General features: G+C 64.3%; 11 protein-coding genes and 1 pseudogene. 2 read left to right on the top strand and 10 right to left on the bottom strand.

Annotated elements, in window-relative coordinates:
- Window positions 1-218 precede the first annotated feature (218 nt).
- On the top strand, window positions 219-1,829 hold the full coding sequence (locus tag H8A95_RS14465) for an MDR family MFS transporter (RefSeq protein WP_229183739.1): 1,611 nt from the start codon (window positions 219-221) through the stop codon (window positions 1,827-1,829).
- 25 nt (window positions 1,830-1,854) lie between these two features.
- Window positions 1,855-2,313 carry a carboxymuconolactone decarboxylase family protein gene (locus H8A95_RS14460; RefSeq protein ID WP_092123976.1) on the top strand — a complete coding sequence of 153 codons (459 nt, stop codon included), beginning with the start codon at window positions 1,855-1,857 and terminating at the stop codon, window positions 2,311-2,313.
- 154 nt (window positions 2,314-2,467) lie between these two features.
- On the opposite strand, the gene H8A95_RS14455 is transcribed toward H8A95_RS14460, so the two are convergent.
- The 10 genes and pseudogenes from H8A95_RS14455 to H8A95_RS14410 all read right to left on the bottom strand — a co-directional run bounded on the left by H8A95_RS14455 (window position 2,468) and on the right by H8A95_RS14410 (window position 12,155).
- On the bottom strand, window positions 2,468-3,328 hold the full coding sequence (locus H8A95_RS14455) for a D-amino-acid transaminase (protein ID WP_163160099.1): 861 nt from the start codon (window positions 3,326-3,328) through the stop codon (window positions 2,468-2,470).
- Window positions 3,329-3,536: 208 nt separating this feature from the next.
- On the bottom strand, window positions 3,537-4,268 hold the full coding sequence (locus H8A95_RS14450; RefSeq protein ID WP_229183738.1) for an amino acid ABC transporter ATP-binding protein: 732 nt from the start codon (window positions 4,266-4,268) through the stop codon (window positions 3,537-3,539).
- Between the two features lie 19 nt (window positions 4,269-4,287).
- Entirely contained in the window at window positions 4,288-4,980 is a 693-nt protein-coding gene (locus H8A95_RS14445; protein ID WP_229183737.1) for an amino acid ABC transporter permease, read from the bottom strand.
- A gap of 2 nt (window positions 4,981-4,982) precedes the next feature.
- On the bottom strand, window positions 4,983-5,714 hold the full coding sequence (locus tag H8A95_RS14440; RefSeq protein WP_229183736.1) for an amino acid ABC transporter permease: 732 nt from the start codon (window positions 5,712-5,714) through the stop codon (window positions 4,983-4,985).
- 151 nt (window positions 5,715-5,865) lie between these two features.
- On the bottom strand, window positions 5,866-6,783 hold the full coding sequence (locus H8A95_RS14435) for an amino acid ABC transporter substrate-binding protein (RefSeq protein ID WP_229183735.1): 918 nt from the start codon (window positions 6,781-6,783) through the stop codon (window positions 5,866-5,868).
- 30 nt (window positions 6,784-6,813) lie between these two features.
- Window positions 6,814-7,677 carry an alpha/beta fold hydrolase gene (locus H8A95_RS14430; protein ID WP_229183734.1) on the bottom strand — a complete coding sequence of 288 codons (864 nt, stop codon included), beginning with the start codon at window positions 7,675-7,677 and terminating at the stop codon, window positions 6,814-6,816.
- Entirely contained in the window at window positions 7,674-8,090 is a 417-nt protein-coding gene (locus H8A95_RS14425; protein WP_229183733.1) for a hypothetical protein, read from the bottom strand. Before H8A95_RS14425 ends, H8A95_RS14430 begins: the two co-directional genes overlap by 4 nt.
- 144 nt (window positions 8,091-8,234) lie before the next feature.
- Window positions 8,235-9,080, bottom strand: coding sequence for an IclR family transcriptional regulator (locus H8A95_RS14420; protein ID WP_229183732.1), 846 nt, complete (start codon window positions 9,078-9,080; stop codon window positions 8,235-8,237).
- A gap of 201 nt (window positions 9,081-9,281) precedes the next feature.
- Window positions 9,282-10,568, bottom strand: a complete 1,287-nt coding sequence (locus tag H8A95_RS14415; protein WP_229183731.1) for an MFS transporter — start codon at window positions 10,566-10,568, stop codon at window positions 9,282-9,284.
- A gap of 202 nt (window positions 10,569-10,770) precedes the next feature.
- Window positions 10,771-12,155, bottom strand: a pseudogene (locus tag H8A95_RS14410) (M20 family metallopeptidase).
- Window positions 12,156-12,294 lie beyond the last annotated feature (139 nt).

Genomic DNA, 12,294 nt, shown 5'->3' with positions numbered 1-12,294 from the left:
GGCCCGCAAGGGGGGAGGAAGCCGACGAGGCGTGCTCACCTCACCCATCAACAGGGCGCGGACCTGGCGCAACACCAAGCTGCTAGCCGCCGCTACAAGGCGCCGGAGCGGCTAGGCATTCCGATTATCAACGTCGGCCGGACAATCCTTCCAGTCTTTCCCGGATTATCGAAACGGGCCGCCTAATACATCTTGGGTGGACAGCAAGGACGCCCCCGATGACCGCACTCCAGCCCACAGCCAACGCCGCCGCCCTCCCGTCGCCCGCAGCACCCGCCGCGCCCGCGATCCCGACCAAGACCTGGATCGCGGTGATCGGTGCCACGCTCGGGGCGTTCATGGCGGTGCTCAACATCCAGATCGTCAACGCCTCGCTTGCCGACATTCAGGGCGGCATCGGCGCGGGCATCGATGACGGCGGCTGGATTTCGACCTCGTATCTGATCGCCGAGATCGTGGTGATCCCGCTCTCCGGCTGGCTCGCGCGGGTGTTCTCGGTGCGCCTCTATCTGCTCACCAACGCGTTCCTGTTCCTGGTGTTCTCGGCGGCATGCGCGCTGGCACAGGACCTGCCGCAGATGATTGTGCTGCGCGCCATCCAGGGCTTCACCGGCGGCGTACTGATCCCGATGGCGTTCACGCTGATCATCACGCTGTTGCCGAAGGCCAAGCAGCCGATCGGGCTCGCGCTGTTCGCGCTGTCGGCGACGTTCGCACCGGCGATCGGTCCGACCATCGGCGGATACCTGACCGAGAACTGGGGCTGGCAGTACATCTTCTATGTCAACCTGGTGCCTGGCGCCGTGATGATCGCGATGCTGTACGCCTCGCTCGATCCGAGCCCGATGAAGCTGTCGCTGATCGGCCAGGGCGACTGGCTCGGCATCATCACGATGACGATCGGCCTCGCCGCGCTGCAGACCGTACTGGAGGAAGGCAACAAGGACGACTGGTTCGGCTCACCCTTCATCGTCCGCCTGTCTGTCATCGCAGCGGTCTCGCTGGTCGCGTTCCTGATCGTCGAATTCACCGTGGAGAAGCCGCTGCTCAATCTGCGCCTGCTCGCCCGCCGCAATTTCGGCTTCGGCATGTTGGCCAATTTCCTGCTCGGCATCGCGCTGTACGGCTCGGTGTTCATCCTGCCGCAGTATCTGGCGCGCATCCAGGGCTACAACGCCGAGCAGATCGGCATGGTGCTGGCGTGGACCGGCCTGCCACAGCTCGTGCTGATCCCGCTGGTGCCGCGGCTGATGCAGCGCTTCGACGCCCGCATTGTCATCGGTGTCGGATTTGCGCTGTTCGCCGCCTCCAACTTCATGAACATCTACATGACCAACGACTATGCGGCCGATCAGCTGCTCTGGCCCAACGTCGTCCGTGCCGTCGGTCAGGCCCTCGCATTCGCTCCGCTGTCGGCGGTCGCGACGGCTGGAATTGAGGCGGAGAATGCCGGATCGGCGTCGGCCCTGTTCAACATGATGCGCAACCTCGGCGGTGCAATCGGTATTGCCGCGCTGCAGACACTGCTGACCAAGCGCGAGCAGTATCACTCCAACGTGCTGATGCAGTCGGTCTCCATGCTGGAACAGGCAACCCGGACGCGGATTGAAGGACTGACCCAGTATTTCCTGAACCACGGCGTTGCCGACCAGGCAGCGGCCGCCCACCGTGCGATCGCGGCGGTCGGCAATGTCGTGCAGAAGCAGGCCTACATCCTCGCCTTCAGCGACACCTTCTACCTGCTCGGCGTAGCACTGATTGTCGCACTGGTGGCGACAATGTTGCTGAAGAAGCCGGGCCAGCTCGCTGGCGGCGGCGGTGCGCACTAGAAACCCTCAACCAAGGAGAACGACCATGAAACCCCGGATGAACTTCTACCAGGCCGCACCCGAGACGATCAAAGCGCTGGTCGCGGTCGAAAGCCAGATCACCGCGAGCGGCCTCGAGCAATCGCTGATCGAACTGGTCAAGACCCGCGCCTCGCAGATCAACGGCTGCGCCTACTGCATCAACATGCACACCGAGGACGCCCGCAAGCATGGCGAGACCGAGCAGCGGCTCTATCTGCTCAACGCCTGGCGCGAGTCGCCGCTCTACTCCGAGCGCGAGCGCGCGGCGCTGGCCTGGACCGAAGCGTTGACGCTGGTTTCAGAGACGCATGCGCCCGACGCCGACTATGAGGCGGTGCGTGCGCAATTCACCGACAGCGAGCTGGTCAACCTAACCACGCTGATCGGCGCCATCAACGCCTGGAACCGGATCGCGATCGGCTTCCGCGCGGTGCACCCGGTGAAGGTGAAGGTGGCCGCGTGAGGAAAGACCGCAACCGTTCTCCGTCATCCTGAGGTGCGAGCCTCTTCGGCGAGCCTCGAAGGATGCACGGCCACAGTCGGGCCGTCGCCCTTCGAGGGCCGCTGAAGAAGCGGCCACCTCAGGGTGGCGGTGAAGGGGCGGCGTTCCGGCCGAATTAAACCGCCGTCGCCCTCGCGAACTCGACATAGATCTCGCGCAGGCGATCGGTCATCGGACCGACCTTGCCGTTGCCGACCTTCTTGCCGTCGATCGCGACCACGCCCTGCACGAACACCGAGGCGCTGGTGATGAAGGCTTCCTTGGCGGCGAGCGCTTCCTCGACCGTGAAGGAACGCTCCTCGATGCGAAGCTGGCGCTCCTCGGCAAGCTTGACCACCGCCTTGCGGGTACAGCCGGGCAGGATCTCGTTGCCGTTCTGCCGGGTCACGATGACATCGTCCTGGGTGACGATGAAAGACGAGGACGAGCCACCCTCGGTGACCTTGCCGTCCTCGATCATCCAGGCTTCGCCGGCGCCGGCCGCGGCGGCTGCCTGCTTGGCCAGCACTTGCGCCAGCAGCGCCACGCTCTTGATGTCGCGCCGCTCCCAGCGGATGTCGGGCACCGTGATGACGTTGATTCCGGTCTTGGCCGACGGCGCGTTGATGATGTCCTTTTCCGAGGTGAACATCACCAGCGTCGGCTTGACGTCGGCCTTCGGGAAGGCGAAGTCGCGCCCCTTGTCGGCGCCGCGGGTGACCTCGAGATAGACCATGCCGTTGACGAGGTCATTGCGCTTGACCAGTTCCTTCTGGATCTCCTCGATCCGCTCGAGCGTCTCCGGCAGCGCCAGCTCGATCTCGCCGACCGAACGCTTCAGCCGGGCCAGGTGCGAGGCGTTGTCGATCAGCTTGCCCTCGAGCACCGCCGCCACCTCGTAGATGCCGTCGGCGAACAGGAAACCGCGGTCGAACACCGAGACCTTGGCCTCGGAATGCGGCACGAACGAGCCGTTGACGTAAGCGATCTTTTCCACGCGAGTTCTCCTGCGGCCGAAGGGGGAGTTCTGGGCTTTCGTATACGCAAATTGTTAACGGGGGAAAACCCTATAGGGCGTCATTCCGGGGCACGCCGGAGGCGTGAGCCCGGAATCCATTCCACCATGGGTGATGCGGCCCGATGGATTCCGGGCTCGCGCTGCGCGCGCCCCGGAATGACGAGGCGGAAAGACCGCCTCCGCCGCCTCAGTGCTGCAGGATCTTCGACAGGAATTTCTGCGCGCGGTCGCTGCGGGGCGTGCCGAAGAAGTCGGCCTTCTTGGCGTCCTCGACGATCTCGCCGCGGTCCATGAAGATCACGCGGTCGGCGACCTTGTTGGCAAAGCCCATCTCGTGGGTCACCACCATCATGGTCATGCCCTCGCGGGCGAGGTCGACCATAACGTCGAGCACCTCGCTGATCATTTCCGGGTCGAGCGCCGAGGTCGGCTCGTCGAACAGCATCGCGATCGGGTTCATCGCGAGCGCGCGGGCGATCGCGACGCGCTGCTGCTGGCCGCCCGACAATTCGGCCGGGAATTTCTTGGCGTGATCCTTCAGCCCGACGCGATCGAGCAGCTTCATGGCCGTGACCACGGCATCGTCATGCTTGCGGCCCAGAACCTTCTCCTGCGCGAGGCAGAGATTGTCGATGATCCGCAGATGCGGAAACAATTCGAAGTGCTGGAACACCATGCCGACGCGAGAGCGGAGCTTCGGCAGATCGGTCTTGGGATCGTTGACCTTGATGCCGTCGAGGACGATGTCGCCGCCCTGGATCGGCTCCAGCGCGTTGACGCATTTGATCAGGGTCGACTTGCCCGAACCGGACGGGCCGCAGACCACCACCACTTCGCCCTTGGCGACGCTGGTGGTGCAGTCCTTCAGCGCCTGAAAGCTCGGCCCGTACCATTTATTGACGTGATTGATCTCGATCATGATGGCTCGACTTGTTTGTTCAGCGAACAATGGCAATGCGCGACTGCAGGCGGCGGACGCCAAAGGAAGCGACACAGGAAATGACGAAGTAGACCAGCGCGGCGAACAGGTACATTTCGACCAGGCGGCCGTCGCGCTGCGCGACCTTGCTGGCCGCGCCGAGGAAATCCGGGATCGACAGCACGTAGACCAGCGAGGTGTCCTGGAACAGCACGATGGTCTGCGTCAGCAGCACCGGCAGCATGTTACGGAACGCCTGCGGCAGCACGACGTAGCGCATCGACTGCGCGTAGGTCAGGCCGAGCGCGCTGGCCGCGGCCGGTTGGCCCTTCGAGATCGACTGGATGCCGGCGCGCATGATCTCGGAGAAGTACGCCGCCTCGAATGCGATAAAGGTGATCAGCGAGGAGGCGAAGGCGCCGACCGTGATCGGTCGCGACGCGCCGGTCAGCCACTGCCCGATATACGGCACCAGGAAGTAGAACCAGAAGATCACCAGCACCAGCGGCAGCGAGCGGATGAAGTCGACATAGAAGCCCGCGATGCGCCCGAGCCATTTGTAGCTCGACAAACGCATCAAGGCGATCATGGTGCCGAACACGAGGCCGCCGAACGCTGCAAGCGCCGTCAGGGTCAGCGTGAAGCGCATGCCCTCGAAGAACAGATAGGGCAGCGCGCGGCGGATGACATCGAAATCGAAATTGCCGAGCATGGTCATTTGCCCGTGATGTAGCCGGGGATCGCGACATAGCGCTCGAGGAAGCGCATCGCGGTCACCACGACGAAATTGAGGAGAAGATAGAGCACGGTTGCCGCGGTGAACGCCTCGAACACCTGGAACGAGAACTCCTGCATCGAGCGGGCCTGGCCGGTCAATTCGATCAGGCCGATGGTGATGGCGACGGCGCTGTTCTTGATGGTGTTGAGGAATTCGGAGGTCAGCGGCGGCAGGATGATGCGGAACGCCATCGGCAGCAGCACGTAGCGATAGGTCTGCACCGTGGTGAGGCCGAGCGCGGTCGAAGCCTGCTTCTGGCCACGCGGCAGCGAGCCGATGCCGGCCTGCAATTGCACGGCGACGCGCGCCGACATGAAGAGGCCGACGCCGACCGCGGCGGTCCAGAACGGCGCGTTCGGCAACTGCTTCATCCACAGCCCGGCGGATTTCGGCAGCAGCTCGGGCAGCACGAAGAACCACAGGAAGAGCTGCACCAGGAGCGGCATGTTGCGGAAGAACTCGACCCAGCAGAAGCCGATCCACGACGCCGTCCGCGACGGCAGCGTGCGCAGCACGCCGATCACCGTGCCGGAGACCAGCGCGATGATCCAGGCGAGCACCGACACCTTGACGGTGACCACCAGTCCCGCCAGCAACATGTCGAGATAGGTGCCGGTCCCCATCGGGTTCGGCTCAAGAAAGATGTGCCAGTTCCAATTATAGTTCACGGGTCCCCCACGCGATCGCGCCGGTCACGCATTACGCCGACTTGGCGCGCGGCGTCTATGCAAATGTCCGGCCATTTTCCTCCAAAATGGCCGGACACGTTTATTTTCGGGACCCGCCGCCGACGGCGACGGGTCATGCGCAACACTGCAATCAGTTCACGAGATAGGCATCCGGATCAGGCGAATCCGACGGCTTCGCAAACTGCTTCTTCATCTCCGGTCCAGCCGGCGAGTTGAGATTGAGGCCCTTCGGCGGGATCTTCTGGGTGAACCACTTGTCATAGATCTTCTGGCCCTCGCCGCTGGTGTAGAGCGCGGCGGTGGCAGCGTCGACGACCTTCTTGAACGGCGCGTCGTCCTTGCGCAGCATGATGCCGTAGGGCTCGGGCTTGGAGAACGCATCCTTGGAGATGACGTAGTCATCCGGCGACTTCGAGCCGGCGACGAGGCTCGCGAGTAGGATGTCGTCCATCACGAAGGCGACGGCGCGGTCGGTCTCGACCATCAGGAAGGCTTCGGCATGATCCTTGGCCGGGATGATGTTGACGCTCAGCCCCCGCGCGAGGTTGGCCTCGGTGAGCTGCTTGATGTTGGTGGTGCCGGCGGTCGAAACCACCGTCTTGCCCTTCAGATCGTCGATCGAATTGATCTTGTTCGCCTTCTTCGTGACGTAGCGGCTCGCGGTGAGGAAGTGCGAGTTGGTGAAGGAGACCTGCTTCTGGCGCTCGGCATTGTTGGTGGTCGAACCGCATTCGAGGTCGACGGTGCCGTTGGCCATCAGCGGAATGCGCGTCGCCGAGGTCACCGGGTTGAGCTTGACCTCGAGCTTGTCGAGCTTCAGCTCCTTCTTCACGGCGTCGACGATCTTGTAGCAAATGTCCATCGCGTAGCCGACGGGCTTCTGGTTGTCGTCGAGATAGGAGAACGGGATTGAGGAGTCACGGTAGCCCAGCGTGATCGCACCGGTGTCCTTGATGTTCTTCAGCGTGCCGGTCAGCTCCTGGGCCTGCGCCTGGCTCGCGCCGAGCGCGGCGGCGAGCGCGAAGCCGATGAGATATTTGGATGTCATACGTCTACTCCTTCGTGGAAAACGGTCGATCTAGTGCATGAGAATGTCGGCGAGGACAGGTGCGATGTAGCGGCGAAACTGTTCGGGATTCTCGCTCATCGGAAAATGACCGAGCTTCTCCATGATGGTGACGCTGGCGCCCCCTATTGCCGCTGCGGTCCGCCTCGTGTCCTCGGGCGTGCAGGAGAAATCATACTCGCCCGTGAGGAGATAGAGGTTGCATACTTTAGTCTCGATTGACGCGACCCGGCCGCGCAGGTCGCCGTCGACACGGTAGAAATAGAGGTCGCCCTTGAACACGCCGGGGCCGCCCTGCTTGTAGGCCCACAGCGTTTCCGTCCGCGCAGCTTCGGGGCTCTGCGGCGCGATCAGCCCCGACACCAGCGCAGCGCAGACGTCGCCGCCGTGAACGTCCGGCCGGTTCAGCCAGTCGGTGTCGTACCACGGCGCCTGGAAATCTGCGGCCTCGAGCCCGATCAGCGCGCGGAACTCGGCAGCATGTTCGATCGCAAGGTTGAGCACGATGCGGCCGCCGATCGAGCAGCCCATCACGACAGGCTTCTCCAGGGCGAGCGCACGGCAGAAGGCACGGATGGTCTCGGTGTAGCGTGCAGTGGTGAGTTGGTATTCATCGCCGGTCCAGCTCATCGGCGGATTCGACTTGCCATGCCAGGGCATATCGAAGGCAATGATGCGGAAATTTTCGGCAAATTGCACATCAGCGAGCAGATGCCGCCACTGCCGCGCGTCTGATCCCGCGGTGTGCAGGCAGACCAGCGGAATGCCCTTGCCGTTCTCCTCGAAATAGATCCGGTGCAACTCGCCGCCGATCTCGACGTGAACGTAGCGACCGACCATCGGCTCGATATGACCGTTCATGACACCGCCGCTCATGATACGGCCGCCGCGAAATGCTGCCGCGGCAGCGCCAGCAGGTCCTTGAAGTATTGCAGATGCGTCATGAAGGGATAGAGATCGCCCTCCAGCACCGCCTCGCCGCGCTTGGTCAGTGCCAGCAGATCGTGCCAGCCGGGCTTTGGTTCGGCCTGCCAATAGGCGGCCCAAGCCTGCGGCGTCGCGCGATAGGCAAAGCGCCACGAGCGCATCAGGATCGGCGAAGGGACAAGCTCGACGATGCGCCCATTGCGGATCGCGGCATGAAACGGCCGCGCCATCGCACCGATCAGGCAGTCGCAATCGAGCAGCCGCCCGCGCGAGACCAGCGAGGGCGCGCGGTCGAGCAATGCGGGAAGGCCGGCAAACGCCGTCGTCACAGCGTCGTCGGTGGCGTCGGGCGATCGCGTCATCTGTCGGGGAAGTTTCCTGCGGCGGACGACCCATGATGACCGGAAGGCCGCGATCCCGCAAGGCGCCGATGCCCTTGGGTTCCCTGGATTATTCGCTTGACCAAACGCGGCGTGCCGGTTCAGCGCGCGGGCCGCGGCGGCATCTCAACTCGCCTTGACGGCACGTCCATTCTTCGGCGCCTGCGCCATCGCGCGCGCGAGCACCTGGGCTTCCTTCTTCAGCATATCGGCGAGCTCGCTTTCGCGGCGGCGGATGCGGTCACTTGCCGCACCGATCGACAACGCGGCGACCACCTCGCCGGCATCGTCACGGACGGGGACGCCGACGCCACCCATGCCGGGGAATGCGGCGTCGAGCAGCACGGTGTGGCCGGCCTTGCGCGCCACGGCGATCCGCTCGCGCAGGAACTTTGGCGTGATGCGCGGCGATTTCGCCAGCCGCGGCACGATCACCTCGATCACGGCCTCGATCTCGGCATCCGGCAGCCAGACCAGAAGCGCCAGCGCACCGGCACCGACACCGAGCGGACGGCGGCTGCCGATCTGCAGATAGTTCGGCTGCAGCGGATGATTGCCGACCGAACGCGCCAGATACAGCGCCTCGACGCCGGAGCGCACCGACAACAGCGCGGTATCGGCCGAGCGCTCCGACAGCCGCAGCAGGCTCGGCTGCGCCAACTCGGCGATGTCGACCGAGCGGCGCGCGCCGACCGCCATCACCCGCGCCTCCTGGCCGAGCTCATAGGTCTTGGCGCCGGCGACCCTGGAGACGAAGCCTTCCTCGATCAACGAATTGAGGATGCGCAGCGCGGTCGCCTTGTTCAGCGAGGTGGTGTCGGCGATGTCGGTCAGCCGCAGCGGCGAGCGCTGCGCCAGCACGCGCAGGATCGCGCAGACCTTCTGGATCGCGTTGAACTTGTCGGGTTGGCCCGGCTCCGGCGGTGGCCTCTTGCGGCTGGTCCGCGCGGTCGCAGTCGTGGAGGCGTTCATGCCTTGGCCTTCCTTGCCTCAATTCCAAATCCTGAACCGGGCACGACCAGTGGACGCGCCCGGCGGACATCATCCTAAGACGGATGACGCGCGCCGGACACCGTATACTTTCGTCAGATGAAACTTTGATCTCGACTATTTACGCTGCTTTGCAGCAACGAAGATATTTGAATTTCGCTTCACGAAATCACCAGAATGCAGCTACGCCAGCCGCATCCTTCGGATCGTGAAGAGCGCGCCGAGGCTGAGGATGCAGACCGCCGTGAGATAATAGCCCGGCGCGAGTTCGCCGATCGGCGCAAAGCCGCCCATCCAGGTCATGATCGCCGGCCCCATGCCGCCGAACAATGTGACGCCGATATTGTAGCTGAGGCCGAGCCCGGTGGCACGTGTCGCCGCTGGAAACAGCTCCGACATCAGCGCGGCCAGCGGCCCGTAATACAGCGACTTGAGCACGCCGAGCCAGAGCACGCCGAGCAGGATGATCATCGGCGTCGGCTTGCCGGTGAGCAGCAGGAACGCCGGGAAGATCGACACCAGCAGCAGCAACGCAAACAGGATCATGTGCGTGGTGCGCCCGATCTTGTCGGAGACAAGGCCTGCGATCGGCGCGAGCAACGCAACCGCCGTCTGCGCGGCGAATGCGGCGATGAACCCGACCGACGGCGCGAGGTTGAGCGTCTTCACCACATAGGTCGGCATGTAGACGATCAGATAGTTGACCGCGGTCGACACCGCGAGCGCACCGATCGCAAGCAGCGTGGCGAGCTTTTGCCGCGCGAGCACCTCCCTGACCGGCGAGCCTTGCTTTCCGGCCGCGGGCGGCGGCGTGGCATCCTCGACATGGTTGCGGATGTAGATGCCGACCGGACCGATCAGCACGCCGAACAGGAACGGCAGCCGCCAGCCCCAGGCTTGCAGATCCTCCGGGCTCATCAGCGAGGTCAAGAGCGCACCGAAGCCCGCGCCGAGCAGGCCGCTGACGCCCTGGCTTGCGAACTGCCAGCTCGCGACAAAGCCGCGGCGCTCCGGCATGTGCTCGACCAGGAACGCGGTCGAGGAGCCGAACTCGCCGCCGGCGGAGAAGCCCTGCACCAGCCGCGCCAGCATCACCGCGATCGGCGCCAGGATGCCGATGGTCTGATAGGTCGGCATCAGCGCCAGCACCAGCGTGCCTGCTGTCATCAACACGATCGACAGCATCAGCGAGGCCTTGCGACCGTGCCGGTCGGCATAGGCGCCGAGCACGATGCCGCCGATCGGGCGGATCAGGAACGACAGCCCGAAGCTGCCGAAGGTCAGCAGCAACGAGGTGGTCGGATCGCTGGCCGGAAAGAACGCCTTGGAGAGATAGACCGCGAAATAGGCGTAGACCGAGATGTCGTACCATTCGAGCGCATTGCCGATGGAGGTCGCGACGATCAGGCGGGTGATGTTTTTCTTCGTGATGGCGTCGGCTTCGGAAGTGAGCGGCGTCGATAGGGTCATTTAGATTCCTTGGCCGTGTCAGGCACTATTCTCTCAACGCGTCATGGCCGAGCTCGGCCCGGCCATCCACGTCCTCCCCGTCACCCTGAGGAGCCGCGTAGCGGCGTCTCGAAGGGTCGACGGCCCGGCTGGTGGCCGATTCATCCTTCGAGGCTCGCAAGAGCTCGCACCTCAGGATGACGGGGAAAATGCGCGCAGGCCTTCACCCCTTGTGCGCTGCCTCACCGAGATCCCAGAACAGGCCGGCATGATGGTCAGCGCCTCCTCGGTCACCGGCAGCAGGATGTGCTCGTCGGGGGCGTGCTGCGAGCAGCCCGGATAGGAATGCGGCACCCAGATCGTCGGCAGGCCGAGGCCTTCGGAGAACACGTCGTTCGGCAGCGAGCCGCCGAAGTTCGGCAGCACCGCCGGCGCCTTGCCGGTGGTGGTGCGGATCGAGTTCGCCGCCCAGTCGATCCACGGGCTGTCCATGTCGGTGCGCGAGGCGGCAAAGCGCTGCGTACCGGATACTTCGACCATCGGAAATCCGTTCTTGTGCAGATAGTCGCGCACCGCGTCGATCACCTCGAGATGCCTGGTGCCGACCACGAAGCGAAGCTGCAGCACCGCGTTCGCCTTGCCGGGAATCGCGTTGGCGGGCTTGTCGATATTGCCCGACGACATCGCCAGCACTTCGAGCGCGTTCCAGGCATAGAGCCGCTCGGCCGCCGTGAGCCCCTCCTCGCCCCAATCTTCCGCCAACTGGGGCTCGTCCGCCGTCGGCTTGATTTCGACGTCAGCCAGCGCGGCGCGGACGCGATTGGAGATCGGCGGCGGTTTCAGGATATCGAGCTTCATGCGGCCTTTGCCGTCGACCAGGCTCGCGATCGCGCTCGCCAGGATCGTCGCGGGATTGGCGAGCACGCCACCCCAATTGCCGGAATGGTTGCCGCCCTCGCGCAGATTGACGTCGAGATGGATGCGGTTGCCGCCGCGGCAGCCGAGGAAGATGGTCGGCCGCTCCGCCGACAGCCGCGGCCCGTCGGAGGCAATGAACAGATCGGCTTTCAGCTCCTCGCGATGCGCCTCGCAGACCTCGCGCAGATCGGGCGATCCGATCTCCTCGCCGGTTTCGATGATGAATTTGGCGTTGAAGCCGAGCTTGCCGCCGCGCGCCTGCTTCACCGCCCGCAGCGCGGCCATGTTGATCGAATGCTGGCCCTTGTTGTCGGCGGTGCCGCGGCCGTAGACGCGGTCGCCTTTGACCGTGGTCTGCCAGGGATTGAGCCCGTCGCGCCATTCGCCGACCATGCCGTCGACGACGTCGCCGTGGCCATAGGTCAGCACGGTCGGGCGCGCGGCATCCTCCTGGTAGTCGGCGATCAGATACGGGCCACGGCCGGTCGGCGACTCTATCAGGCGGGTCTTGAAATCGAGCTCGGCAAAGGCCGGCTGCAGATTCTCGACCAGATAGGCGCGCAGCGCATCAGCCTTGTCGGCATTCAGGCTCTCGGTCTGGTAGCCGACCCTGCGGTCCAGCTCCTTCAAGAACTGCCCCGATTGAAAATGCTCTCGCGCGTTTGCGATTGCGTCGGCCCGTGTCGCCATGATTGTTCCTTCGTCCGGTCACGTCTTGGCATGAACCTGCCGGAACGCCGCGTCGCGTATCCGGATCATGCTTCTGGAGAGGCGCAACCTATCGGGATCGGCGCGCCACCGGAAGGGCATCAAATGCGAATGGGCCTTG

Source organism: Bradyrhizobium oropedii (assembly GCF_020889685.1).
GTDB classification, from domain to species: Bacteria; Pseudomonadota; Alphaproteobacteria; order Rhizobiales; family Xanthobacteraceae; genus Bradyrhizobium; species Bradyrhizobium oropedii.
The sequence above is the reverse complement of the archived record's forward strand: the minus strand, read 5'-3'. Positions and strand labels throughout refer to the sequence as shown.

Bases quoted from the DNA above. Each gene is read 5' to 3' on its own strand.
- H8A95_RS14465 (WP_229183739.1), top strand. From the start codon at position 219: ATGACCGCACTCCAGCCCACAGCCAACGCCGCCGCCCTCCCGTCGCCC.
- H8A95_RS14460 (WP_092123976.1), top strand. From the start codon at position 1,855: ATGAAACCCCGGATGAACTTCTACCAGGCCGCACCCGAGACGATCAAA.
- H8A95_RS14450 (WP_229183738.1), bottom strand. From the start codon at position 4,268: ATGATCGAGATCAATCACGTCAATAAATGGTACGGGCCGAGCTTTCAG.
- H8A95_RS14445 (WP_229183737.1), bottom strand. From the start codon at position 4,980: ATGCTCGGCAATTTCGATTTCGATGTCATCCGCCGCGCGCTGCCCTAT.
- H8A95_RS14435 (WP_229183735.1), bottom strand. From the start codon at position 6,783: ATGACATCCAAATATCTCATCGGCTTCGCGCTCGCCGCCGCGCTCGGC.
- H8A95_RS14430 (WP_229183734.1), bottom strand. From the start codon at position 7,677: ATGAGCGGCGGTGTCATGAACGGTCATATCGAGCCGATGGTCGGTCGC.
- H8A95_RS14425 (WP_229183733.1), bottom strand. From the start codon at position 8,090: ATGACGCGATCGCCCGACGCCACCGACGACGCTGTGACGACGGCGTTT.
- H8A95_RS14420 (WP_229183732.1), bottom strand. From the start codon at position 9,080: ATGAACGCCTCCACGACTGCGACCGCGCGGACCAGCCGCAAGAGGCCA.
- H8A95_RS14415 (WP_229183731.1), bottom strand. From the start codon at position 10,568: ATGACCCTATCGACGCCGCTCACTTCCGAAGCCGACGCCATCACGAAG.